This window comes from Streptomyces sp. NBC_01166 (assembly GCF_045039765.1).
Classification (GTDB): domain Bacteria; phylum Actinomycetota; class Actinomycetes; order Streptomycetales; family Streptomycetaceae; genus Streptomyces.
Genome location: NZ_CP108613.1, coordinates 7,795,126 through 7,820,498, shown reverse-complemented (window position 1 = coordinate 7,820,498; position 25,373 = coordinate 7,795,126). Strand labels below are relative to the sequence as shown.

The window sequence follows — 25,373 nt, the reverse complement described above, 5'->3', positions numbered from 1 at the left end:
GGAGGGACCGTCATGACCGGGGAGCGGCAGGAGATGCTGGCACGCCTGGACGTCTTCGTGGGTGAGTGGTCGCTGGAGCCACGGTTCCCCGAGGGCCGGCCGTCACCGCCGGGGGACGTGCCGATGGCGCGCACCTGGTTCGAGTGGGCCCTCGGCGGGCATTTCCTGGTGCAGCGCACGGAGATTCCGGTGCCAGAGGCGCCGGACGGCCTCATGGTCGTACGCGCCGACCCCGGCACCGGCGCGTACACGCAGCACTACTTCGACTCACGCGGCGTGGCCCGCCTCTACGCGATGCGCTTCGACGACGGGGTGTGGACGCTCACGCGGGAGTCGCCCGACTTCACTCCCCTGGAGTTCCGCCAGCGCTTCACGGGCACGTTCAGCGAGGACGGCGACACCATCACCGGCGCCTGGGAGGTCCGCTTCGACGGCGGGGAGTGGGAGCACGACTTCGCCCTGACCTACCGCAGGGCGGGCTGAGTCCGTACGGCCGGGATGTCGGCGAGTTCCCGCACGGTGGCCATGTCGCTGAAGGGCAGCAGCCGGTCACCGACGATCTGGTGGGGCTCGCTGCCCTTGCCCGCGATCAGGACGATGTCACCGGGTCCGGCTTCCGAGAGTGCGAAGGCGATGGCCCGGCGGCGGTCGGCGAGGCGTTCGTACGGAGTGCCGGTGGACTCGATGCCGGGGGCGACCTGGTCCAGGATGGCCTCGGGGTCCTCGTCGCGCGGGTTGTCCGAGGTGAGGACGCACAGGTCGGAGTAGGTCCCGGCGATCGTGCCCATCTCGGCACGCTTGGTGGTGTCCCTGTCCCCGCCGCAGCCGAAGACGGTGATGACCTTGGACCGGGCGAAGCCGCGGATGGTGCCGAGCACCTTGTTCAGCGAGTCCGGGGAGTGGGCGTAGTCCACGATCACCGAGGTGCCGTCGACGGTCGTCACACGTTCGAAGCGGCCCGGGATCTGCGGCATCCGTTCGAGCGCGGAGACCAGCCCGGCGAGGCCGTGCCCCAGGGTGTGGCAGGCCGCCACCGTTGCCAGCGCGTTGGAGACCGAGAACCTGCCGGGTGCGGGGATCGCGGCCGGGTACTTGCGGCCGTCGTGATGCAGCGTGAAGCGGGTGCCCGAGGCGTCGACGACCAGATCGGTGGCCCGGTAGTCGGCCTCGGTGTCGAGGGCGTACGTGGTCACCGCGCCCGGCATCATCGTCACGATCCGGGCCCCCACGGGGTCGTCGGCGTTGACCACGGCGTGCCCGCAGAGTCCCTGGAAGAGCCGGAGCTTGGCGTCCCGGTAGTTCTCCATCGTGCCGTGGTCGTCCAGGTGGTCCTGGCTCAGGTTGGTGAAGACCCCCACGTCGACGAACGTGCGGTCGACCCGGTGCGTCAGCAGGCCCATGGACGTGGCCTCCAGCACGACGGTGCCGGCGCCGCGGTCACGCATGCACCCCAGCAGGTACTGCAGATCGGGAGACTCCGGCGTGGACAGCACCGACCGGGGCATCGGGATCACCTCGTCACCGATGCGGCTGCCGGCCGTGCCGATGACGCCGGCACTCGCCCCCTCGGAGATCCGCAGCACGGACTCGACCATGTACGAGACGGAGGTCTTGCCGTTGGTGCCGGTGATCGCCACCATGTCCATCCCGCGCCCCGGCTCGCCGTAGTAGCGGGAGGCGGCGACGGCGGCCGCGGCCCGGGTGTCCGGCACCCGCACGACGCAGGCGTCCACCGCCGCCCCCGGCAGTACGCAGCCTTCCTCCACCAGGACCGCCACCGCGCCACGGGCGAGGGCGGGGGCCACCGCTCCGGGGCCGCCCTCCAGGTGTCCCGGCACCGCGATGAAGAGCGATCCCGGCGCCACCCGGTCCACGTCGAATGCCGTTCCGGCGGTGATGCGTGTCCGCTCCGGGTCACCCTGAAGGGTGTGGTGGGTCTGTCCGGCCAGCAGCTCGCTCAGCTTCAAGGTGGTCCCTTCGAGGGGTGGCGCGAGCCGTGGTGCGGCCGTCGCCGGAACGCCGCGACGGCGGTGCGCCGAAGCTGCGGTGGTGAAGTGGAGCGCGTACGAGGTGGAGACGTGGCGCGTGAGGCGCGGACACGGTGGGGGGGCGGGACGAGCGGTGACAGCCGCTGAAGGTCGCTAGCCGTGTCCGTGCAGCGCGAGGCGGTATCTCGCGGGCACACCGGGGACGGCCTTGTGCAGGCACTTCCCTGTGACGCCGATGTGACCCATGAGCCGAGTGTACGTCCGGACAGGTGGGCACGGTTCCGCTTCAGGGACGCAGGGCGGTCCCCCGCCCCCGCGAGGCACCGAGCAGCGAGACCGTGAACGGGTGCCGGGGAGCGGTCAGTATCTGTTCCCGGGGGCCTTCCTCGACCACCTCTCCGCCGTCAAGCACCGCCACGCGGGTGGCCGGGGCCGCGGTCTCGAGGTCGTGCGTGATCAGCACGACGCCCGGACCGTCCTGGCGGCGGATCGTCGTGGCGAGCAGGTCCAGCAGGGAGCGCCGCGCCACCGGGTCCAGCCCCGAGGTGATCTCGTCGCAGACCAGCACCCGGGGCCGTGCGAGGAGGGCTCTGGCGAGGGCCGCACGCTGGAGTTCACCGCCGGAGAGCCGGCCGGGCAGACTCCTGACGAGTCCTTCGTCCAGTCCGAGGTCCGACAGCACACGCCGGGCCTCCGCCGTCGCCTCCCGGTGTCCGGTGCCGTGCAGGCGTACCGCCGTGCGGGCCACCTGGGCCAGGACCGGCCTGTGTTCGTCGAAGGCGGCCCGGGCGTCCTGGAAGACGTACTGCACGGCGGCGAGCTGCTCGCGACTGCGGTCGCGCAGACTGCGAGGCAGCGCGGTGCCGTCGAGCAGGATCTGCCCGGTGTGGTCGCGGTGGAGCCCCGCGAGACAGCGGGCGAGGGTGGTCTTTCCGCTGCCCGAGCGTCCGACGACTGCGAGGCATTCGCCGCTGCGGAGCGAGAGCCGGTCCACGCTCAGCAAGGGGACGCGAGTGCCGCCGGTGCGGTGGCGGGCGGTGAGTCCGCTGACGCTCAGCAGCTCCGCCCCGGTGCGCCCGGGGTCCGCGTACGGCAGGGTCCTCGGTTCGGCGAGGAGGTCCTTGGTCCACGGGTGCGTGGGGGCGTCCAGGATCCGGTGGGCCGTTCCCTGTTCCACCACGCGGCCGCCGCGCATCACCAGTACCTCGTCGGCCAGTTCGCGTACGACGTCGAGGTCGTGGCTGAGCAGCAGCACGGCGATGCCCCGGGCCGTCACCGCCGCGAGCTGGTCGACGATGCGGCGCTTGGTCAGGGAGTCCTGCCCGGTGGTGGGCTCGTCCGCGACGATGACGCGGGCGCCGAGGAGCAGCGCCTGCGCCAGGACGACGCGCTGCTGCTGGCCCCCGGACAGCTGGTGCGGATAGCGGCTCAGCACCTCGTCGCAGCCGTCGAACTGGGCGTCGGCGAGGGCTCGGGCGACGCGCTGTCGTGCTGCGGCTCGGCGCTGCGGCCGGGGCAGGTCCCGCACCTGCTGACGTGCCATGTCGTGCAGGAGGGCGCCGGTGCGGCGGGCCGGGTTGAGGACCGCCGCGGGGTGCTGGGGGACGTAGCCGATCCGGGCGCCGTGCACGGCCACCTCGCCCGTCACCCGCGCGCCCACGGGGTATTCGCCGAGCAGGGCGAGGCCGGTCGTGGTCTTGCCGCTGCCGGACGCGCCGACCAGGGCGGTGACGGTGCCGGCCCTGATCCGGAGCGAGAGCCGGTCGACGAGCGTCCGCCCGTCGACCTCGACGGTCAGCCCGGTGACGGAGGCGATCACGGGGTTCTCGTTCATGGGCGACGGCCCTTCCGGGGCGGGGTGCGGTTCTCCATGGCGGCGTCGACGAGCAGGTTGCTGCCCATGGTGAGTGCGACGATGAGCACGGCGGGCACGACGACCGCCCAGGGCTGTATGAGCAGTCCGACGCGGTTACGGTCCACCATCACGGCCCAGTCGGCGGCGTCCGGGGCGACCCCGATGCCGAGGAAGGCGGCGGTGGCGACCAGGTAGAGCACGCCGGTCAGCCGGATTCCCGCGTCGGTGGCCAGGGTGCGCACGATGGACCGCCCGACGTATCCGACGGCGAGGCGCCACCAGCTCTCCCCCTGCATGCGCAGCGCCTCGACGGCGGGCCGGGACGCAGCCTCGGCGGCGGCGGCCCGGACGATCCGGGTGGTGTCCGGGACGGATACGAAGGCGACCAGGAGCGCGAGTCCCGCCGCGCCGGGCGGGAAGACGGCGGCGACCAGCAGGATCATGAGCAGCGAGGGCACGGCGAGCAGCACGTCCAGCGGACGCATCAGCACTTCCTCCAGCCACCTCCGGTGGGTGAGCGCGCTGATCAGGCCGAGCGGCAGGGCGACGAGGTACGCGAGGACCGTGGCCGCAAGCGCGACGAGGACCACGGGCCGTCCGCCGAGCAGCACCTGGTGCACGACGTCCCGGCCGACGAAGTCCGTGCCCAGCAGGTGGCCGCCGCCGAGGGTGAAGGAGGCGGCGCGGGCCGAGGGCTCTCCCACGAGGAACGGCCCGGCGAGGGCGAGACCGAGCGGGACCGCGGCGACGGCGGCCCCGGGTCCGTATCTGCGGAGCCGCTTCACGCCGCCACCCCCGAGCGTGGTGCGAGCCGGTGGGTGACGAGGTCGGCGCCGAGGTTGAGCACGATGGTGGCGAGGCCGAAGACCACCGCGAGTCCCTGCACGACGGGGATGTCGCGGTCGGCGACGGCATTCATGAGGACGGTGCCGAGTCCGGGGATCACGTAGAGGGCCTCCACGACGATGACGCCGCACAGCAGCCAGTCGATGGTGCGGGCGAGCTGCTGCGTGGCGGGGGCCAGGGCGTTGGGCAGGGCGTGCCCGTAGCGGATGCGGGCGCCGGAGATCCCGTATCGCTCGGCATGGGCGGTGTACGGGGCGGCGAGCGCCTCGATCATGCCGGCCCGGACCAGGCGGGCCAGCGAGCAGACGGGCCGGGCGAGCAGGACCAGGACGGGCAGGACGAGCACGGAGGGGTGCCCGAGCAGCCCTGTGCCGTAGCCGACGGCGGTCGGCGGGAACCAGCCGAGCCGCAGGGCGAAGACGCTCACCAGCAGTACCCCGAGGGCGAATTCGGGCACCGCGTAGACCCCGAGGGTCGCGGAGCTGATCAGCCGGTCGGTGAACCGCCCTTCGTGGCGGGCGGCGAGGACGCCGAGACCCACCCCCACCGGGACCAGGAGCAGGACGGCGACGGTGGCGAGGAGCAGGGTGGGGCCGAAGCCGTCCGCGAGGAATCCGGCGACGGGCCGTCCGGAGGTGAGCGAGGTGCCGAAGTCGCCGTGGAGCAGCCCCACGACCCAGTCCGCCAGCCGCTCGTGGGCGGGACGGTCGAGTCCCATCGCCTCGCGGACCGCCGCGATGCGCTGCGGGTCGGGCTGGTCCCCGGCGAAGGCCACCGCTGCGTCGCCCGGCAGCGCCTCGGTGAGCGCGAAGACCAGCAGCACGACGGCCGCGGTCTGCAGGGCGCCGAGGAGCAGCCGCCGGGTGATCCAGGAACGGAGTCCGTTCACGCCAGCCAGACCTTGTCGAAGCGTGCCCAGTCCAGGGTGTTGGCGGGTGCTTCGCGCGCGACACCGCGCAGGGAACGTGATGTGCCGAGGATCCAGTCGCCGAAGCCCCAGACGAGGAAGCCTCCTTCGGCGTGCAGCTGTCGCTGCATCCGCCCGTAGAGGGCCGCCCGGGCCGTCCTGTCCTTGGTGGACTGGGCCTGCCGGTAGAGCGCGTCGAAGCTCTTGTCCTGCCACCTGGTGGCGTTGGTGGTGGAGTCCGTGAGCAGCCGCTGGGAGATGTGGGACTCGATGGGCATGGCCCCGGAGCGGTAGCAGCACAGGGTTCCGGAGTCGAGGATGTCCTTCCAGTAGGAGTCCTTGCTCCCCATCCGTACGTCGACGGTGACTCCGGCGCGTGCCGCCTGGTCCCGGAAGATGCCGGCGGCCTCGGTGAAGCCGGCGGCGACGGCGGAGGTGTCGAGTGTGACCTTCAGGTCCTGCGCACCGGCCTGCGCGAGGAGTCTGCGGGCGCGGCCGATGTCCTGTTCGCGCTGGGGGAGTTCGTCCGCGTAGTACTCGTATCCCTTGCCGAAGAGGTCGTTGCCCTTCTCGCCCGCGCCGGACAGGGCGCCGTCCACCAGTTCTTCGCGGTCGGCGATGAGGAAGAACGCCTCACGGACCCGGGGGTCGTCGAAGGGCGGGCGGTCGGTCTTCATGGCGAACGCCTGCATGGCGCTGTTCCGCAGCCGGACGATCTCGACGGCGCCGGCCTTCTCGTGGGCGCGCCCGGTGGCGGGGTTGAGCTCGTGCGCGTACTCGACCTGGCCGCCGAGGAGGGCGTTGATGCGGGCGGACTCCTCGTTGGCGACGACGAATTCGAGCTCGTCGAGGTGCGGCGCGCCCTCCCAGTAAGTGTCGCTGCGACGCAGGACGGTGGACCGGCCGGCGGCGAAGGAGACGAAGCGGAAGGGGCCGGTACCGATGGGCTCGCGGTCGAATCCGGTGGCGCCGTCCTGCACGATGAAGGTGCCGAAGGCGGCCATCACGTTGGGGAATTCGGCCGTCGGCCGCTTGAGCACGAACTCGACGGTCCGCTCCCCCGTGGCGCGGCTCGCCTTGAGGTCGATGGGCTCCAGGGACGCGCGGGCCCGGTACGCCTTCGCCGGGTCGGCGATGCGGCGGTAGCTGTACAGGACGTCGGCGGCCGTCACGGGCTTCCCGTCGTGGAACTCCGCCTGCCTCAGGGTGATGGTCCAGCGGTCGAGTCCGGTGTTCGGTTCCCATGTCTCGGCCAGCCGTGGGACCGCGGCCAGGTCGGCACCGTAGTCGGCGAGCTTGTCGAAGAGGGCCTTGCCGCGGGCTGCGTCGGCGAAGAGGTTCCCCAGGTGCGGGTCGAGGGTTTCGCTCGCGCCGCCCCCGGCGAAGGCGGCGCGCACCCGTCCGCCGCGCCGGGGGGTGCCGTCGCCCTTGCCGGAGCCGGCCCCGGTGGCGGCGGGCGCGGAGCATCCGGCGAGCGTGAGCGCTCCCAGGCCCGCGGCTCCCCCGGCGGCGGCGAGGAAGCCGCGCCTGCGCAGCCCGGGGAAGCGTTCGTGTCTGTCGGCTGATGCGGTCATGACTGCTCTCCCGTTGCTGGATGTGCTGAATTGCCGGCGTGTGCCTGTGCCCGTTTTTTCGCGACGAGGTGGAGCCGGTCGCCGTCGGCCGCTGTGCCGGGGGCGGCTCCCGGCTGCCAGGCCGGTTCGGTACGTGGCCCGGGGCCGTCGTACAGGGCGAGTACGTCGAAGCCGTGCGCGGTGAGGAAGTGGCGCAGTTCCTGGGGCAGAAGCAGCCGCCATGCGGAGTGCTCCTCGACGGGCGGGCCGCCGTCGTCGGTGGTCCAGACGCGTGTACGCCGCAGGAGCTGGGCGGCGCGGTCGACGCGCAGTGCGGTGGACGAGCGGTAGGTCGTGCCCTGCCAGGTGAAGCGGGAGACGGCGGGCGCGGTGGGGGGTGCGTCCCGGCCGAGGAAGTACGCGCCGTTGCGCATCTCACCGACCAGCAGGCCGCCGGGCACCAGCGTGCGCCGGCAGGACGCCAGGAAGCCGTCGAGCTGCTCGTTCGTGTGGCAGTAGAGCAGCGAACTGTCCAGGCACACCACGGCGTCGAAGACCCGCTGCCCGAAATCGAACCGGCTGAGATCGGCCTGTACGTACTCCGGTCCCGGGTGGTGGGCGCGGGCGTGGGCGAGCATGGTGCCGGACAGGTCGGCGCCGGTGACTCGGCGTCCGGCGCGGTGGAGGACGGCGGCGTCCCGGCCTGTCCCGCAGCCCAGGTCCAGGACGGCCGACCCTGCGCCGTAATGTCGCAGAAGGTCCTCCGCCCAGCGTCCGGCGAGGCGTTCGGGGTCCGGGAATCTGGCCTCGTACAGCTCGGGGCGGTCGGTGAGCAGATTCCCCGTACGGTGCTTCACGCCGTCACCGCCACAGCCGCGGGCTGTGTCCGTGGCAGGGCGCCCTTGCGGTGCAGCCAGGTCACGCCGGCCGCCGAGAGGAGCCCGGCCGCGAGGCAGCAGGCCCAGGGGAGCAGTTCGGCCGTGCTGTGGTCCCCGCCCCGCCGGGCGGCGTCCATGGCCCAGCCGACAGCCGCGTTGCCGACGGCCGCCGCGACGCCGGAGACCGCGTAGAAGATCCCGAAGTACGTTCCCGTCAGCGCCTGCCTGCCGAAGCCCGGGATCAGCTCCATGACGAAGGGCTGCGCGGTCATGACGCCCAGGTGGAGCAGGAGGGCGCCGACCAGCACGGGCAGGGCGCGCAGGGTGGCGTCCAGGGCACCGTCCGGCGGTGTGTCCGTGCCCGCGACGAGCATCGGCGGTACGAAGGCGAGCCCCATCAGCACCGTGCCGGTGGCGATCCAGCGTCCTCTGGTCCCCCGGTTCTTGAGCACGCGAGTGATCCGCAGCTGGAAGGCGATGCCCGCGATCGTCCCCATGAGGAAGACGAGTCCGGCGGCTCCGTCCCAGCCGGTGGCCTGGCGGGCGCCGGCCGGCAGCAGCAGGTAGAGCTGGTTCTCCAGGGTGAACATGCCGACCATCGACAGTGCGAAGGCGAGGAAGGCGCGGTTGCCGACGGCTTCGCGCCAGTCCGAGGTGACGCTGCCCGTGGCCGGTGGCACGTCCCGGGCGGGGAGCACCAGGGCCTGGGCGACGGTGAGCAGGGCGAAGATGCCGGCGGCGGTGAGCGCGGACGCCCTGAAGTCGACCAGCAGCAGGAAGCTGCCCAGGAGCGGTCCGACGAGGGCACCGGTCGTCGCGAAGACGTTGAACAGGGCGAAGGCCTCGGCCCTGCGCTCCCCCGCCTCCTGCGCGAGGTAGGTGCGGACGGCGGGGTTGAACAGGGCGCCGGCCACTCCGCTGAGTACGGAGGCGGCGAGCAGCACGGGCAGTCCGTCACCGAGCGCGAAGAGTGCGAAGCCGAGGGTGCGTATCGCGCATCCGGCGATGATGACGCCACGGGCGCCGAGCCGGTCGGCGGCGGATCCGCCTATGAGGAAGAGGCCTTGCTGGCTCAGGTTGCGTACGCCGAGGACGATACCGACGACGGCCGCCGACATGCCCAGGTCGTCGCCGAGGTGGGTGGCGAGGTAGGGGATGAGGAGGTAGAAGCCGGTGTTGACGCCGAGCTGATTGACCAGCAGCAGTCGGATGGCGAGCGGGAATCCGCGGATCTCGTGGACGGTCCTCATGAGGCGGCGCTCCGGACCCCGGCTTCGGCGCGGGGCCGTACGCCGAGTCCCGGGAGCGCGTTGGCGGCGACGAAGCCGTCGTCACCGCCGATTCCGGTCCATGGGTCGTGGGCGAGCAGGAGGTGGCCGTCGAGGTCGGTCCAGCGGGCCCGGTCGGCGATGTGGACGGCGGGGGCGATGCCCAGGGTGCTGGCCGTCAGGCAGCCGAGCATCAGATCCGTGCCACTGCCCTCGATCAGGGCGGCGATACGGAGAGCGGCGTGGACACCGCCGCATTTGGCGAGTTTGACGTTGATGCCGTGGACGCGTCCGGCGAGCCGCCGCGCGTCCTCGTAGGTGACCGCGTCCTCGTCGGCGATGACGGGGACGGGTGAGCGGGCGGCGAGCCGCGCGAGGGCTTCCGGGTCGCCGGGGGTGAGGGGCTGTTCCACGGCTTCGACGCCGAGATCGGCGAACCGCGGCAGGAGAGTGCGTGCCTGTCCCGCCGACCAGGCACCGTTGGGGTCGAGGAGCAGCCGGGCGGATGGGGCGGCGGCGCGGACCGCGCGTACCCGGGCCAGATCGGCTTCCTCGTCCGGGTCGCCCGCCTTGATCTTGATGACGGAGAATCCGGCTTCGGCCAGCCTGCGGGCCTGGGCGGCTGCCCGCCCCGGGGAGGTGAGGGAGATCGTGCGGGCGGTGGCGGCCCTCGGTGCGGCGGTAGAGCCGAGGAAGCGGTGGACGGCGGTGGCGGTGCGCTTGCCGACCAGGTCGAGGAGGGCCGCCTCGGTGGCGGCGGTCACGGCGGCCGGGGTGCCGGGTGGGGAGAGCTCGCCGACGCGCAGGGCGTGCAGCGCGGTCTCCGGTCCGGCGAAGCGGGTGAGCCGCTCCGCGGTACGGGCGGCGAGGCGTTGCAGGGCGGTCGTGTCGAGGCCGTAGAAGACGCTGGTGACGGCCTCCCCATGGCCGCTGAGCCCTTCGTGCTCGATGGTGAGTCGCACGGCGTCGCGGGCGGTCATGGTCGATCGCGAGATGCGCAGCGGCTCGGCGAGGACGAGCCGCACGGTGCGCTGGGTGAGTTTCACGGCTGCCTCTCCAGTCGTTCCGCCAGTGGATCCGTGACGGTGGTGCACCTGGACCAGCCCCCGGTCTGCGGGGCGCGCGGGTGCGGGACGTCGACGGGGGTTCCGGCCGCGCGGGCGGGGTCCAGTTGGTGGGCGGTCATGAAGTCGTCGTCGTAGACGGTGGAGAGGTAGCGGTGGGGTCCGTCGGGGAAGACGGTGGCGACGGTGGCCCCGGGGTGGGCGCGGGCCGCCCAGGCGGAGACGCGGGCCACGGCGCCGGTGCTCCAGCCGCCGCTGACGAAGTTGCCCCGGGCGAGGCGCCGGCAGGCGTCGGCGGCTTCGGCCGGGCCGATCCAGTGGACCTCGTCGAAGGCGTCGTAGGCGACGTTGCGCGGGTGGATACTGCTGCCGAGACCGCGCATCAGCCGGGGCGCTGCGGCCTGGCCGAAGATGGTGGATCCGGTGGAGTCGACGGCGATGATGCGCAGGCCGGGCCAGTGTCTGCGCAGCGGTCCGGCGATCCCGGCGCTGTGACCCCCGGTGCCGACGCTGCAGACGAGGATGTCGAGGCGGTCCAGCTGGGTGGCCAGTTCGGCCGCGAGCGAGGCGTAACCCGCGGTGTTGTCGGGGTTGTTGTACTGGTCGGGCCAGTAGGCGCCTGGCAGCCGGCCGAGCAGGTCGTGCAGTCGCTCCAGGCGTGCACCCTGCCAGCCGCCGTGCACGGCGGGGCGGTCGACGATTTCGAGGCGCGCGCCGTAGGAGCGGAGCAACTGCCGCATGGAGGGTTCGAGTTCGCTGTCGCCGACGAGCACGACGGGGTGCCCGAGTGCCTGCCCGGCGAAGGCGAGTCCTATGCCGAGCGTGCCGGAGGTCGATTCCACGACGGGTGCGCCGGGGAGCAGTTGGCCGCGTTCCTCGGCCCCCAGGAGCATGGAGACGGCGGCCCGTGCCTTCATCCCGCCGACGGCGTGTCCTTCGAGCTTGGCCCAGAAGCCGGGGTGGGGCAGTGGCAGTCCGGTGGTGATCCTGGCCAGCGGGGTGCGGCCGAGGAGGGAGAGGAGTTCGCGGTTGGGGGCGAGGGCGGGCAGGGATGCCGTGGTCACGAGGTGCCTCCGTCGTCCGCGCGGTAGCGGTGGATGATGCCGGGCCCGCCGTCGAGCCAGAAGAAGGGATACGGTTCCGCGCAGACGGCGGTCACTCCGGCGCCCAGGAAGCGGGGCAGGACCGCGCTTCCGGTCTGAGCGAACATGACCAGTGGCGTCCCGTGCTCCTGGGAGCGCAGGCGCAGCGGGTCGAAGGTTCCGTTGCCGAGCGTCATGCCGGAGGCCAGCACCGCGTCGCAGCGGCCGATCTCCCCGAGGGCGTCCGGTGTGATGGGCTCGCCCCACTCGGTGGTGCCACCCTTCAGATCGCAGGGAATTCCCGTGAGGCCGCGCGAACGCAGCTCGGCCAGCAGGGAGTTGACGACCCCGACGACGAGGACGGTGGAGCCGGGCTCCAGGTCCAGCAGGTCGGTCACGGCGGCGGCCCGCGCCTGCGAACGCTCCAGCGAGCTTCCGGCGGGGATGGCCACCGGCTGCGCGCCGTGGGCCGGTGTGTGCGGCATGACGTCCATCAGGTAGGCGTCCAGCGCCGCGACGCGCACGGGCAGCAGCGGGTGGGCGAGGAGTGCGGCCACGTCGGCGCCGGCGCAGTCCTCGACGGTTCCGGCGGGAAGCGCCCCGGGTTCGACCGCGCACGACCCGACGGCGCGGCCGAGCCGGAGGCTGAGGACCTCGTTGCGGTATCCGCCACGCCGCCCGTCGTGCCGTACGGCCTGGGACGTCGTGAAGGCAACGGAGATGCGGCGGGCCAGGGGGTCCGGCCCGAGTTCGCCGTGGAGTGCCCGCTGGAGGAGGGTGCCGAGACACGGGGTCTGGGCGGGCGAGGGCGTCGTCATGAGCGCGCCAGCCGGGGGCGTACGTCCGCGAGCAGCGCCTCGACGCGGGCCCGTGCGCCGAGTCCGCCGGCGTCGCCCGCCATGATGTGCCCGAGATACGCGTTGTTGCTGTCCGCCGCCTCGACCGTGCGGCCCGCCTCGGCGACCTGGACCTCCAGGACCCCGTCGGCGTCACGCACGCCGTCGGCGCCCTCCACGGACGCGAGGGTGCCCGCGCTTGCGGGGACGAGGAAACCGATGGCCGCACTGCGCAGCCCCGTGTCACGGCGGCGGAGGTCGGGTTCCCGGCCGAGCGCCACATCGACGCAGGCCGCGGCGAGGTCGATCCCGGTGACGTGGCGGACCAGCTCGGTGATGCGGTTGCCCGCCGGGCGGGGATTGACCTCCACGACCCGGGGGCCGTCGGCCGTCAGCTTGATCTCTGTGTGCGCCACGACGTCGTCGAGTCCCAGCGCCGCCCCGGCGCTCACCGCGGTGCCGGTCGCGGCGGCCAGGTCGTCCGGATCCAGGGCGGCCGGGAACATGTGGCCGCTCTCGACGAAGGCCGGGGCCCCGCCGACGCTCTTGTCCGTCACGCCGACGATGTGCGCGACCCCGCGGCAGATGACGGTCTCGACGCTCACCTCGGGGCCGCGGAGGAACTCCTCGAGCAGGATGTGGGGTGCGCGCCGCTGTCCCCTGGCGTTGCGCGGGAAGCCCGCCAGCGCCTGGCATGCCGCGGCCAGCTGTTCCGCGTCGTCGACCCTGCGTACGAACATGCCCGCGCAGAGGTCCACCGGCTTGACCACCAGCGGATAGCCGATGTCCCGGGCGGCCTCGGCGGCCTCCGCCCCGTCCGCGCACACCGCGAAGCGGGGGCCGGGGACACCGGCGGCGGCCAGGACGCGGCGGGTGGCGTCCTTGCGGCAGGCGTTCTCCATGGCTTCGGCCGAGGGACCCGGCAGACCCAACAGGGCGGCGATCCTGGCTGCGGTCGGCAGGTAGTAGTCACAGGAAGTGACCACCCCGTCGAAGCGCAGAGCACCGTGCAACCGTTCGACCTGGGGAAGCAGCGCATCGACCTCATTGGTGGGCGCCGTGACGACGTTACGGGCGGTGAGCAGCGGATGCCCAGCCCCCTCCGGTGCCGCTCGGAGGTAGTGGTGCAGATCGCGGGTGAGGAAGGTGAAGTGGTGACCGCCCTCCCCCAGGGCCCGCGGCAGCAGTCTGCTCATCGATCCGACCCAGCTCTCGACAACCAACAGATGAGCCACGAGCTCCCCCTTCTCACAGTGCCGTTGGGATTGCGGGCAGGCAGGGGTCACCCCTGACGCGGAGGCTTCCGGCCCGACCGCACACACGTTATCGACAATCGTTTTCATTGTCATCTAAAACAGCGTCACCACTGCCGGGAAACGGCTTCCGTTGCGTCCCTCGCCGGACCGGAGTGGAATTGCAAATAGGGGACCCGGAGGAAGGGACCACGCCATGACTGACAGCGACCGGGGGGACGACGTCTACCAGCCGCAGGAGCCGGAGGCCTCCGACCCCGATGACCTGCTGGATCTCGAGGACACCCTGGACACGTCCGCGATCGAGGACGTCCTGGACGAGGGCTACTCCCCGCCGGACCGGCCCTGGGCGGTCGACGACGAGGGCACCACCGCCTCGGAGCAGCACACGGGCGAATCCCTCGACAGGCGCCTGACCAGGGAGGTACCCGAGGACATCGCCCCGGCCCGGGACGGTCCGGGGGATCTGGCGGACGGTGACGGGGAGCTCTACGACACCGAAGTGGGAACGGACCGCGCGGGCCGGCTCACGCAGGAGGGTGACGGGCATGTGCCGTCCACCCTCACGGCGCAGGATGTCGGCATCGACGGCGCGGCGGCGTCGGCCGAGGAAGCGGCGATGCACCTGATCCCCGAGGAGAGGGATCTGTTCGGGGAGGAGCCGGTGCCCTGAGGGCGCACCGCCAGGTTCGATACCGGGGTGCCCACGGCACGGACGAGGCCGGTGCTGAGGCAATGGGGCCGACGCGGCCCGAATGAACCGCCCCATGACCGGCTGCCCGACCGCTGCGCCCAGGCAGCGGGGGTGGGGACCGGCCACGCCGACGCCCCCGGGGCCACCCTTCCGACGGGCACCCTCGAGACGGCGACGAGAGCCTCGCACGGACCGGGTTCACGACCGAGCCCCGCGTCATCGACGACGACAGCCGGTCGTAACCCGTCTTGTCCGCCTCCCGGCACCCTCGGACCGGCCGGAATACGCCGCTGCGCTGCCCGTCCCCCCGAAAACGCTTGGACGCCGACCGCCCGGCCACGGAAGACTCCTCTCTCCCGGATCTCTCGCCACGGACGGGCGGCGAGCGCTTTCGCCCGGTACGGTGCCGCGCCCTTCGGGGCGGAGCCCCCACCGCCGTGAAGTCCGGAGCAACTGCCCGCGAAACGACATAACGACATGAGGTCGGCATGGGATCGCAGCAGTCTCACGGCACCGGACCGCACAGGGGCCCGGTCCGGCTCGCTCTCCGCAACTACTTACGGGAGCTGTCCCGCCAGCGCGGACTCTCCGTTCCCGCACTGGCGCTCCCGGCCCTCGGCAACATCGGCATCACGTACGTCGCGCCACTGGTGGTCGCCAAGCTCGTCGGCCGGATCGCCGAGGACGGAGCCATAGGCATCCGCGAGGCACTCCCGTACGTCGGCGTGTTCGCCGGCGTGCTGCTCCTGGCGGAAACCTTGTGGAGGGCGGGTCTCCACTGCCTGAACCGCGTCGACGCCCGTGGCATCGAGCACCTGTACGTCACCGGCATGGACGAATTGTTCGCCAAGGACGCCTCGTTCTTCCAGGACAACTTCGCCGGGTCCCTGACCAAGAGGGTGCTGAGTTACGCCTCCCGCTTCGAGGAGTTCGTCGACACCCTCACGTTCAACATCGTCGGAAGCCTGGCCCCGCTGCTGTTCGGCACGGTGATCCTGTGGAGTTACGACCCCCTGCTGGTGGCCGGCCTGCTGACGATGATCACGCTGACCGCCGTATGCGCCGCGCCGCTCATCCGGCGCCGCCAGAAGCTGGTCAACCGGCGCGAGGAGGCCATCGCCCGGGTCTCGGGCCACGTGTCCGACGCACTGATGAACATGGACACCGTGCGCGCCTTCGCGGCCGAGGAGCGTGAGGCCGCCGAACACCGGGCACGGGTCGCGGAGTCCCGGCGGCTGACGCTGCGTTCGTGGGACTACGGCAATCTCCGCATCGACACACTCGTCGCACCGCTGTCCGTGCTCACCAACGGACTCGGCCTGCTCCTCGCCGTCGGGATCGGCGCCGGCGGCGGCAGCGTGGAGGCGATCGTGGTCGCCTTCACGTACTACACCGGTTCGACCCGCATCATGTTCGAGTTCAATCAGATCTACCGCCGCCTCGAGAGTTCGATGACCGAGGCCGCCCAGTTCACCGAGCTGCTCCTCGTGCAGCCCACCGTGACCGACCCCGCGACCCCCGAGCCGCTGGCCCCGAAGGCCGCGGGCGTCCGCTTCGAGAACGTCACCTTCGCCCACGACGGGGGCGACCCGATCTTCGACGGCCTCGAACTGGACGTGCCGAGCGGGGCGAGAATCGGCCTCGTCGGGCGGTCGGGCGGCGGCAAGACCACGCTCACCCGGCTGCTGCTGCGGATGGCCGACGTCCGGTCCGGCCGCATCCTGATCGGAGGTCAGGACATCAGCAGGCTGCGCCAGTCGGATCTGCGGAGCCTGATCGCGTACGTCCCGCAGGAACCGGCCATGTTCCACCGCACCCTGCGAGAGAACATCCTCTTCGCCCGTCCTGACGCGACCGACGCCGAGATCCGCGCCGCCGCCGACGCGGCCCATGTCACCGAGTTCGCCGACCAGCTCCCGGCGGGCTTCGACACGATGGTCGGGGAACGCGGGGTCAAGCTCTCGGGCGGACAGCGCCAGCGGGTCGCCCTCGCCCGGGCGATCCTGCGCGACGCGCCGATCCTGCTGCTGGACGAGGCGACCAGTGCCCTCGACTCCGAGAGCGAGACCCTCGTCCAGCAGGCACTGTGGCAGCTGATGGAGGGCCGCACCGCCCTGGTCGTCGCGCACCGGCTGAGTACGGTCGCCGCCATGGACCACCTCATCGTGCTCGACCACGGCCGCATCGTGGAGCAGGGTACACATCACGAACTCCTGCTCACCGACGGTGCGTACGCCAGGCTCTGGCACCACCAGTCCGGCGGGTTCCTCGTCGAGTCCGACACCGACGAGCCGGCCGCCGCGGCGGAAAAAACACGGTGACGCACGAGGCCCCCGGTGCCACACGCACCGGGGGCCTCGTGACCGCCGACCTCCTGACTCCTCTGATGCAGCGGCCGTTCGGGCCCCGTGCGCGGCGGGAATGGGGGCTCATTGACATTCCGGACGATCACCTTGAGACTCGGTCGCATGCACGAGGTCCAGCCCCTTCCCAGCGAGCGCTGTCCCCGCCTCGTCCGCGCGTCACGCGCCGGGTGTTGATCTTCACCGCACCCCTCTCCCCGCAGCGCCCGTCCTCCCGCACCTGATCCGCTTTCACCGTCATGTGCTGCTTGGACGCGGCGAATCGCCGATCGACGCGGGTCTCGTCGACGGCCCCGTCCTGGCCCGGAGCCTGACCGGCGCGGTGTGGCCGGCCCCGTCCCGCCCCGCACCGCCGCCGAAAGGCGCCGGCAGGGACCACGTACGCCCCTCTTCACCACCGGTCCCGCCTGCCGCACTCCGGCACGCGGGCCGATCAGTGATCGGAAGCCACGATGAGTTCGAAGTTCCTCTGGTACATCCCCAACACCGTCGAGCCCGGCCATCGGGGCGACGACACCACGACCGGCTGGGGGTCGATCGAGTACTCGACGGACCTCGCCCGCACCGCGGAGGCGCACGGCTGGAGCGGCGCCCTGCTCGGCACCGGCTGGGGGCGCCCCGACACCTTCACCGTGGCCACGGCGCTGGCCGCGCGCACCACGACGTTCGAGCCACTGATCGCGGTCCGCCCCGGATACTGGCAGCCCGCCCATCTCGCGAGCGCGGCAGCCACCCTCGACCAACTCAGCCGTGGGCGGGTCCTGTTCAACATAGTCAGTGGGCTGGACAACCTCGACGCGTACGGTGACACCACCCTCGATCCGGCCCGGCGGTACGCCCGTACGCAGGAGTTCCTGCATCTCCTGCGGCGCCTGTGGACCGAGGAGGACGTCACGTTCAGCGGTGAACACTTCCAGGTCGCCGGCTCCACGGTCACACCACGTCCGTACGCGACCGAGGGGAGGGCGCACCCCACGCTCTACTTCGGCGGGGCCTCGCCGGCGGCCGAACGGGTGTCCGCGGCCGAGGCCGACGTACAGCTGTTCTGGGGCGAGCCGCTCGACGGGCTCGCCGAACGCATCGACCGGCTCGAGACGTTGAGCGAGCAGGTGGGCCGTCGGCACAAGCCGCTGGAGTTCGGGCTGCGGATCACCACGCTGGTGCGAGACACCACCGAGGAGGCGTGGCAGGCGGCGGAGGAGAAGGTCGCCGCGATGGCATCCGCCGAGGGCGCCTCCTGGACAGGGCACCGGTCAGCTGTGGGACAGCAGCGGCTCCTCGACCTCGCCGCGCGCGGCGAGGTGCTCGACACCTGCCTGTACACCGCTCCGGGCAGATTCGGGGGCGGCGGGGCGGCGACCACCTGGCTGGTCGGCTCCCCCACCGATGTCGGCACGGCCCTGGAGAACTACCGCAAGCTCGGCATCACCCACTTCGTCCTCTCCGACACCCCCTACAAGCAGGAGATCAGCCGCATCGGCGACCAGCTGCTCCCTCTGCTGCGCGAACCGTCCCCCTGACGGCTCCCGGCCGTCCCGCCCCACCGTCCCCACCCCGGAAAGAGAGCACCATCATGACGACCTACCGGCCTCTCGGCCGTACGGGTGTGAAAGTAAGCCCGCTGACACTCGGCGCCATGAATTTCGGCGCCTGGGCCAACCGCGACCACGACGATGCCATCAAGATCATTCACCAGGCGCTGGATTCGGGCGTCAACGTCATCGACACCGCGGACGTCTATTCGCGTGGCGAGAACGAGGAGATCGTCGGCAAGGCCCTTGCGGACGGCCGCCGCGACGACGTGTTCCTCGCGACCAAGTTCCACGGCCGGGTCGACGACAACCCCCACCACCAGGGCAACTCCCGGCGCTGGATCCTCAGGGCCGTCGAGGGCAGTCTGCGGCGCCTCGGCACCGATCACATCGACCTGTACCAGGTGCACCGCCCCGACCCGTCCACCGACTTCGAGGAGACCCTCGGCGCCCTCGACGATCTCGTACACCAGGGAAAGATCAGGTACTTCGGCACGACCACCTTCGAGCCCCATCAGATCGTCGAGGGGCAGTGGGCCGCCGAGCGTCTCCGCCTGCGGCGCCCCGTCACCGAGCAGCCTCCGTACTCCCTCCTGGCCCGGGCGGCCGAGCGTGCGGTGCTCCCCGTCGCCGAGCGGTACGGCCTGGGCGTCCTGCCCTGGAGCCCGCTGGCCGGCGGCTGGCTGTCCGGCCGGTACCGAAAGGGAGACCCGGCGCACGCCGAGTCGAGCCGCCTGGAACGTCAGCCGCACCGCCATGACCCCGCGCTCGAGGCGAACAGGCGCAAGCGCGAGGCGGCGGAGCGGCTCGGGGAGCTCGCGGACGAGGCGGGGCTGTCCCTGATCCACCTGGCGCTGGCGTTCGTCCTGGAGCATCCGGCCGTGTCCACCGTGATCATCGGCCCGCGCACCCAGGAACACCTGGCGAGCCAGCTCGGCGCCGCGGACGTACGCCTGTCGCGGGACGTGCTGGACCGGATCGACGAGATCGTGTCCCCCGGGGTCACGATCAGTGCGGCCGACGAGGGCTACCAGCCCCCGTCCCTGACGGACGCGTCCACGCGGCGCCGCGCGGCGGCCGGCCGCTGACCACGGTGGCCGTGGGCGTGTCACGTCCACGGCCACATGGGCGACACCATGGCGGCCTCTCAGCCCGCGGTCGTCCGCACCTCGTAAGCTCGGCAGCCCGTTCCATCATGGTGGCCGGCGAAGTGCCGGAGACCACGAGACCGGAAGCAGGCAGAGCCACAATGAGCAGCACAGCGCAGATCGGTGTCACAGGACTTGCCGTCATGGGGCGCAACCTGGCCCGGAATTTCTCACGCAACGGATACACCGTCGCCCTGCACAACCGCACGGCCGCTCGCACCCACGAACTCGTCGAACAGTTCGGCGACGAGGGCGATTTCATCGCGACGGAGAGTGCCGAGGACTTCGTCGCAGCCCTGGAGAGGCCACGACGCCTGGTCATCATGGTGAAGGCCGGAGAGCCCACTGACGCGGTGATCGCGGAGTTCGCGCCTCTCCTGGAACCCGGCGATGTGATCATCGACGGAGGCAACGCGCACTTCGAGGACACACGTCGCCGGGAGCGCGAGTTGCGCGAACAGGGCATCCACTTCGTCGGCACCGGCATCTCCGGCGGCGAGGAAGGCGCGCTCGACGGACCGAGCATCATGCCGGGCGGCAGCAAGGAATCGTACGACTCACTCGGGCCGATGCTGGAAAAGATCTCCGCGAAGGCCAAGGACGGCACCCCGTGCGTCACGCACATCGGTCCCGACGGCGCCGGACACTTCGTGAAGATGGTCCACAACGGCATCGAGTACGCGGACATGCAGCTCATCGCCGAGGCGTACCACCTCCTCCGCGACGTGGCCGGGTACTCCCCCGCGCAGATCGCGGACATCTTCCGCACCTGGAACACCGGTCGCCTGGACTCCTACCTCATCGAGATCACCGCAGAAGTGCTCTCGCACGTCGATGCGGCGACCGGTAAGCCCTTCGTGGATGTCGTGCTCGACCAGGCGGAGCAGAAGGGCACCGGCCGCTGGACCGTGCAGATCGCCCTCGACCTGGGCGTTCCCGTCTCCGGCATCGCCGAGGCCGTCTTCGCCCGCTCCGTCTCCGGCCACGCCGACCTCCGCGACGCCTCACGCAACCTCGCCGGACCGGCCCCCCACAAGCTCGGCAAGGACGAGGCGGCGGCCTTCGCCGACCAGGTCGAACAGGCACTGTACGCCTCGAAGATCGTCGCCTACACCCAAGGCTTCCACGAGATCTCCGCCGGCAGCGAGCAGTACGACTGGAACATCGACCTGGGCAAGGTCGCCGCGATCTGGCGCGGCGGATGCATCATCCGCGCCGCGTTCCTCGACAGGATCACCAGCGCCTACGAAGCCCAGCCCCACATGCCCAGCCTCCTCTCCGACAAGAGCTTCGCCGAGGAGATCGCCGCCGCCCAGGACGACTGGCGCGCCGTGATCGCCACCGCCGTCACCCAGGGCGTCCCCACCCCCGCCTTCGCCGCCACCCTCGCCTACTACGACTCCCTGCGCGCCGAACGCCTCCCCGCCGCCCTCACCCAGGGCCAACGCGACTATTTCGGCGCACACACCTACCGGCGCGTCGACCGCGACGGCGTCTTCCACACCCTCTGGGGCGGCGACAAGACCGAAGTCGAGAGCTGACCGGCGTCAGCGGAAGCGGACGCCCGAGCGCAGTCGCCTCAGAGGCGATCGGGAGGCTGAAGAAATCAGCGGAGATGGACGAGGCCACGGCGCTCCCGTCCATCGCACCGCCGCGGACAAGGACGCCAGCAAGAGGAACGCCCCGATCCACAGCCGTCGGTATCCATGTCCTCGTGCACGCGGAATACAAGGAGCCCCTGTACGCCGCTCCCCCGCTGCTCCAGCGCATGGTCGACGCGGGCCGCCTCGGCCGGAAGTCGGGCGCGGGGTTCCACCCGTACGACTGACCGCCCGTCCGCGGGCCCGGCACTCGCGCTGCCGGGCCCGCCAGGGCGCGTTACCCGAGGTCAGGACCGTATGCGGCCCGAAGAACCTCGTCTCCTACTGCCGACCTGACGCCGTGGGCCTCCGCCAACTTGAAGTCACAGGTCAAAGGGCTGGTGTGACCGGTGCTCAGGGTGCTCACGCTGGTCATGGGCGGCTGTCTGCGCGGTAGATCGTCCGTCAGCGGTTGATTGCCGGTTTTTCAGTGCTCGAATCGGTGGCGGACGTGCGCTTCCCGACCAGTGACAGGCGTGACTCCGACGCCGTGGTGTTCGGCCACAGAGCCTCCGCAAAAACGCGTTGGCGGAACCATCCAGCCCTTGCTACGTTTCCGGAAGCCGTGCAAGAGAGCGAGGAGGTGGTACCCGTGAACGTATCGACATGGGTGCTCCCCTCCGGGGTCACGGTCGGGCGATAGGTCGTCCGGGAGCGCCGTTCAATGGCACTCCTGAAAGGCACGACCATGCAATTCACTTCTGAACAGCGTCTCGACGGCGCTGTCCTCGAGCGCGAATTCACCCTCGGCGAGATCCCCGGCATCCTGTGGACGCCCGGACCCGCATCCGCGTCCGCACCGGTGCCGCTGATCCTGCTCGGCCACCCCCCGCTCGGACTGCGCAAGATGTACCCCCGACTGGCAGGGCGGGCCCGGCACGCCGCGGCGGATGGCTTCGCCGCGGCCACCATCGAGCTCCCCGGCAGCGGCGACCGGTCCCGTTGGGTCGCCGCCGAGCAGGCCCGCGCCGACCTGCGCCGGGCCATGGAGGCCGGCGGGCCGGTCAGCGACGAGATCATCGACGCTCTCATTCTTCCCCTGGTCGACAAGGCGGTCCCGGAATGGCAGGCCGCCCTGGAAGCCCTCCTTTCGCTGCCCGAGATCGGCGGCCCGGTCGGGTACTCGGGGGGAGTGATCTCCATCGGGACCCGGCTGGCGGTGATCGAGCCGCGCATCTCGGCCGCTGTTCTGTTCGCCGGGAGTTTCGTCCCTCGCGCCATGTTCGAGGAGGCCCGTCAAGTCACCATTCCTCTGCACGTCCTGCTGCAGTGGGACGACGAAGGGAACGACCGCCAGGCGGCCCTGGACCTGTTCGACGCCTTCGGCTCCAAGGAGAAGTCCCTGCACGCCAATATGGGCGGGCACACCGGCGTCCCGCAGTTCGCGGGGGACGCCGCAGCCCAGTTCTTCACCCGACACCTGAAGTGACGCCGGGCCGTCAGGCCACCAGCAGACGGTAGCCGTGTTGGCCAGGGTGCTGCTCATCCAGGGACAGGTCCCGGCCCTCCTCGGCTCTCTACACCACGGGCCCCTGCCAGACTCTCGGCAGGGGCCCGCGCTGCCCGAAGCCATGAACTGCTCGACGTCTGAAGAACTTCGAGTGCTGCCCAAACTCGTGTACAGGTGCTGTCGGCTCGTGAACAAAGCCACTCGATCACACCCTTTTCCGGAAAACTCCATCATTCGCTGAGCAAGTCTCTGAACGGGTGAGCGAGCAGCTCACCCATGAGCGAGCAGAGACCGCTCCGGTGCCGGGGCATGTGGGTGGACAGGCGGTGATGATGATCCCGCACCGCGCGGCGGGTGTGAAGGAGACCGCGCTCCCATCGGACTATCAGCGGATCCTCGCGGCCGTGCGGCAGGCCGCCGAGCCGGTCATGGCCCGCCAGGTCGGTGAGATGGCGGGGGGTGGATGTCAGCGTGCGGGCCAAGCTGGAGCCGCTGCGCGGAAAGCTGATCAGGATGGTCGACCGCGGCTGGCTGCGGAAACTGCCCGACGGCCGGTTCACCACCCGCCTGTGACCCGGGGTGCCGCCGCCCGAAATGGGGCGGCGCGGGCGTAACCAGAGTGCCTCCGGCGGCGGTTGGATTTGTGTGACGAAAACCAACGAACGCGCCGAAGACACCTGCCCGCTTGTCTATCAGTGCCGTCTGCCGCTGTCCACGAGCACTGTCAACCACCTCGCCGATCTGCTGCGACGCCACCTGAAGGCAATACGGTCACGGTGGCGAATCCTGCCGCCCGGGAAGATCGCGGTGATCGTCCTGGCCGTGCTGCGTCATGACCAGCGCCTGGCCGACATGGCCGGCGGCAACAACGTGTGTCGACTGGGATGCCGCCTGCCACGCCACCGTCGCACTACTGCGCGCCGAGGCCGGACGAGAGCCCCACGACAGGGCACTACGGGAGCTCATCGGCGAGCTCTCCACACTCAGCCCCGAGTTCCGCCATCAGTGGGCCGCACACGACGTTCGCATCCGGCATGACGGAATCAAGCGGCTGCGGCACCCCGAGGTGGGTGATCTGGAATTGAACTACCACTCTCTGGACTTGCGTCTGACCAACGGTGCGCTGCATGACCTGACCACCTATACCGCCGAACCCGCCACCACCTCTGAAGAACGACTCAGGCTTCTCGCCAGCTGGGCAACACCCCAACACCAGGCGGCCGAACCAACCCAGGAACACGCCTAAGCGGCACCAGACTCTGAGCCGGTGCCTGCCTGCGCCCTGACGACGATCACAGTCCGCCAGGCGTCAGCGAGGCTACGAACGGCACTTGAGATTGAAGTCGCCGGAACTCTGCGGCATACCGCACCCTCACGGTCCACAATCAGCGCAGTGACAGCTGGCGCCGCCCAGTCGGCAGCGCCAGGTCCGCTCATTTCAGCCTTCATGGAAACCTACAGCGGCCAGTGATCTGGTCTTTCCTTGAACTCACAGGCGCGCTGCAGGGGTCTCGCTCGCGAGCCAGTCGCTGCTAAATGGCAGGGTTTGGCCACCGCACACACCGGCCAACCTGCAACCCCTATTCCCTCATAGGGCCAAGGTGGCATGACTCACATCCGGGAACGATGAGAATGCCGATGGGCGTCTTTCTTGTCCCAGGCCAGTAACCGGGTTTGGAGTACGAAAGGAATTCTTCCGTGACACTGCTCGACCTGCTTGTCCTGCTGGCCGTGCTGCTCTTCGCTGCGTCCGGCTACCGCCGTGGCCTCGCGGCCACTCTGGTCGTAGTCGCGCTGACCGCAGCGGGCGCGTGGCTCGGCCTCGCTCTCCTGCCCTGGGTCGTCGACAGAATCGGCGACTCCTCAGCCACCCGAAACACCGCCGCCCTGCTCACCTTGATAATCCCCGCCGCGATCGGCGCCGCAATTTCCCGGCGTCTTCTGCGCCGACTACGCGGCCGCCATTTCACCCGCGGCCCGCTACGTTGGCTTGACGGCGTCGGCGGCGCCCTGGCAGCTAGCGCAGCACTTCTCGGTGTCCTATGGATCTCGGGCAACGCCCTTCTCGGCTCCCAGCACACTTCAGTTGCCTTGCAGAACCACATTCGCCAGTCAGCGACCATGCACACTCTCACTGACCGACTCCCCCCACAGACTGCCGGATGGGCCAACAGGGCCTCCGGCGCGCTTTCCGAGGCCGGTTTCCCGCAAATTCTCAATCCGTTCCAGAGCGCGGCGGCCGCCGGTGTGGCCGAGCCATCGGGTGATGCCGTGACCACTGCGGCAACACGCGTCGCCCAGCAGAGCACCGTGAAGGTCACTGGACCTGTCGAGGGCACCGGGCGGGCCTCCGAGGGCAGTGGTTTCGTCTACGGCAACGGCCTGGTAATGACTAACGCCCACGTCGTCGCCGGCGTGGACCACCCGTCCGTCCAGATCAGCGGAGTCGGCGAGCATCTGCCCGCGTCCGTGGTGCTGTTCGCGCCCAGCACAGATGCCGCAGTGCTGCGGGTTCCCGCTCTCGACGCGCCGGTTGCTGCCTTCGCCGAGGAGGACGCGAAGACGGGGGACTCCGCCGTGGTCGCCGGCTATCCGGAAAACGGCAGTCTGGACCTGCAAGCCTCGACCGTGGCAACCAGGACGAATACCACGACGCAGAACGCCTACGGCGAGTCCACGGTCAGCCGGGACGTCTACCAGGTCCGCTCTACCGTCCGTCCCGGCAACTCGGGCGGACCGCTGCTGAGCACCGACGGCCACGTCTACGGAATGATCTTCGCCCGTTCCACCGGCCACCTGGGTACGGGCTACGTCCTGGCCGCCGACCAGTTGCGCGCACTCGCCGAGCAGGGCGCCCAGGCCGAAGGGCCTGTTGAGACACGAATCTGACCGCACAGCCATCCGCCCGAGCCCTTCAGATAACACCACGCAGAGTCACCGACGAATGTGAGACAGAGCCGCTTGTTTGACAGCCCCCTTGACGTTGCACAGCCTCGGCGGGCGCCGACCGCCGTTC

General features: G+C 70.9%; 20 protein-coding genes and 1 pseudogene. 10 read left to right on the top strand and 11 right to left on the bottom strand.

What is annotated here, in order from left to right:
* Positions 1-12: 12 nt before the first annotated feature.
* Positions 13-483, top strand: a complete 471-nt coding sequence (locus OG379_RS35390; RefSeq protein WP_405667287.1) for a hypothetical protein — start codon at positions 13-15, stop codon at positions 481-483.
* Here OG379_RS35390 and OG379_RS35385 read toward each other — a convergent pair.
* The 11 genes from OG379_RS35385 to OG379_RS35335 all read right to left on the bottom strand — a co-directional run bounded on the left by OG379_RS35385 (position 465) and on the right by OG379_RS35335 (position 13,512).
* Positions 465-1,967: a UDP-N-acetylmuramoyl-L-alanyl-D-glutamate--2,6-diaminopimelate ligase gene (locus tag OG379_RS35385; protein WP_405667286.1), complete on the bottom strand. Its 1,503-nt coding sequence runs from the start codon at positions 1,965-1,967 to the stop codon at positions 465-467. The two genes, OG379_RS35390 and OG379_RS35385, sit on opposite strands and share 19 nt — an antisense overlap.
* 307 nt (positions 1,968-2,274) lie before the next feature.
* Positions 2,275-3,822: an ABC transporter ATP-binding protein gene (locus OG379_RS35380; protein WP_405667285.1), complete on the bottom strand. Its 1,548-nt coding sequence runs from the start codon at positions 3,820-3,822 to the stop codon at positions 2,275-2,277.
* Positions 3,819-4,628 carry an ABC transporter permease gene (locus tag OG379_RS35375; RefSeq protein ID WP_405667284.1) on the bottom strand — a complete coding sequence of 270 codons (810 nt, stop codon included), beginning with the start codon at positions 4,626-4,628 and terminating at the stop codon, positions 3,819-3,821. Before OG379_RS35375 ends, OG379_RS35380 begins: the two co-directional genes overlap by 4 nt.
* Positions 4,625-5,578: an ABC transporter permease gene (locus OG379_RS35370; protein ID WP_405667283.1), complete on the bottom strand. Its 954-nt coding sequence runs from the start codon at positions 5,576-5,578 to the stop codon at positions 4,625-4,627. Before OG379_RS35370 ends, OG379_RS35375 begins: the two co-directional genes overlap by 4 nt.
* Entirely contained in the window at positions 5,575-7,170 is a 1,596-nt protein-coding gene (locus OG379_RS35365) for an ABC transporter substrate-binding protein (RefSeq protein ID WP_405667282.1), read from the bottom strand. Before OG379_RS35365 ends, OG379_RS35370 begins: the two co-directional genes overlap by 4 nt.
* Positions 7,167-8,006 (bottom strand): class I SAM-dependent methyltransferase, encoded by an 840-nt coding sequence (locus OG379_RS35360; protein WP_405667280.1) that lies wholly within the window; start codon positions 8,004-8,006, stop codon positions 7,167-7,169. The genes OG379_RS35365 and OG379_RS35360 overlap by 4 nt, the downstream gene beginning before the upstream one ends.
* Positions 8,003-9,277: an MFS transporter gene (locus OG379_RS35355; protein ID WP_405667278.1), complete on the bottom strand. Its 1,275-nt coding sequence runs from the start codon at positions 9,275-9,277 to the stop codon at positions 8,003-8,005. The genes OG379_RS35360 and OG379_RS35355 overlap by 4 nt, the downstream gene beginning before the upstream one ends.
* On the bottom strand, positions 9,274-10,341 hold the full coding sequence (locus OG379_RS35350) for an enolase C-terminal domain-like protein (protein WP_405667277.1): 1,068 nt from the start codon (positions 10,339-10,341) through the stop codon (positions 9,274-9,276). Before OG379_RS35350 ends, OG379_RS35355 begins: the two co-directional genes overlap by 4 nt.
* Positions 10,338-11,423 carry a PLP-dependent cysteine synthase family protein gene (locus OG379_RS35345; RefSeq protein WP_405667276.1) on the bottom strand — a complete coding sequence of 362 codons (1,086 nt, stop codon included), beginning with the start codon at positions 11,421-11,423 and terminating at the stop codon, positions 10,338-10,340. Before OG379_RS35345 ends, OG379_RS35350 begins: the two co-directional genes overlap by 4 nt.
* Positions 11,420-12,259 carry a Rossmann-like domain-containing protein gene (locus OG379_RS35340; RefSeq protein WP_405667274.1) on the bottom strand — a complete coding sequence of 280 codons (840 nt, stop codon included), beginning with the start codon at positions 12,257-12,259 and terminating at the stop codon, positions 11,420-11,422. Before OG379_RS35340 ends, OG379_RS35345 begins: the two co-directional genes overlap by 4 nt.
* Positions 12,256-13,512, bottom strand: a complete 1,257-nt coding sequence (locus OG379_RS35335; RefSeq protein ID WP_405667273.1) for an ATP-grasp domain-containing protein — start codon at positions 13,510-13,512, stop codon at positions 12,256-12,258. Before OG379_RS35335 ends, OG379_RS35340 begins: the two co-directional genes overlap by 4 nt.
* A gap of 214 nt (positions 13,513-13,726) precedes the next feature.
* On the opposite strand from OG379_RS35335, the gene OG379_RS35330 reads away from it, so the two are divergent.
* From OG379_RS35330 to OG379_RS35290, 9 genes and pseudogenes are all read left to right on the top strand, one after another.
* Positions 13,727-14,203, top strand: a complete 477-nt coding sequence (locus tag OG379_RS35330) for a DUF5709 domain-containing protein (protein ID WP_393762767.1) — start codon at positions 13,727-13,729, stop codon at positions 14,201-14,203.
* A gap of 509 nt (positions 14,204-14,712) precedes the next feature.
* Entirely contained in the window at positions 14,713-16,545 is a 1,833-nt protein-coding gene (locus OG379_RS35325; protein WP_405667272.1) for an ABC transporter ATP-binding protein, read from the top strand.
* 494 nt (positions 16,546-17,039) lie between these two features.
* The gene (locus OG379_RS35320; protein ID WP_405667271.1) at positions 17,040-18,107 is read left to right on the top strand and encodes an LLM class flavin-dependent oxidoreductase; all 1,068 of its coding nucleotides are present in this window, start codon (positions 17,040-17,042) and stop codon (positions 18,105-18,107) included.
* A gap of 53 nt (positions 18,108-18,160) precedes the next feature.
* Complete coding sequence (locus OG379_RS35315; protein WP_405667270.1) at positions 18,161-19,207, top strand: aldo/keto reductase; 1,047 nt, start codon at positions 18,161-18,163, stop codon at positions 19,205-19,207.
* A gap of 161 nt (positions 19,208-19,368) precedes the next feature.
* Complete coding sequence (gene gndA, locus OG379_RS35310) at positions 19,369-20,808, top strand: NADP-dependent phosphogluconate dehydrogenase (RefSeq protein WP_405667269.1); 1,440 nt, start codon at positions 19,369-19,371, stop codon at positions 20,806-20,808.
* Between the two features lie 176 nt (positions 20,809-20,984).
* Positions 20,985-21,095 (top strand): annotated as a pseudogene (locus OG379_RS35305) (3-hydroxyacyl-CoA dehydrogenase family protein); the annotation flags it as partial.
* Positions 21,096-21,595: 500 nt separating this feature from the next.
* The gene (locus OG379_RS35300; protein WP_405667268.1) at positions 21,596-22,336 is read left to right on the top strand and encodes an alpha/beta hydrolase; all 741 of its coding nucleotides are present in this window, start codon (positions 21,596-21,598) and stop codon (positions 22,334-22,336) included.
* Between the two features lie 853 nt (positions 22,337-23,189).
* Positions 23,190-23,603, top strand: coding sequence for a DNA-binding protein (locus tag OG379_RS35295; protein ID WP_405667267.1), 414 nt, complete (start codon positions 23,190-23,192; stop codon positions 23,601-23,603).
* Between the two features lie 452 nt (positions 23,604-24,055).
* Positions 24,056-25,246, top strand: a complete 1,191-nt coding sequence (locus tag OG379_RS35290; protein ID WP_405667265.1) for a MarP family serine protease — start codon at positions 24,056-24,058, stop codon at positions 25,244-25,246.
* The last annotated feature ends 127 nt before the right edge of the window (positions 25,247-25,373 follow it).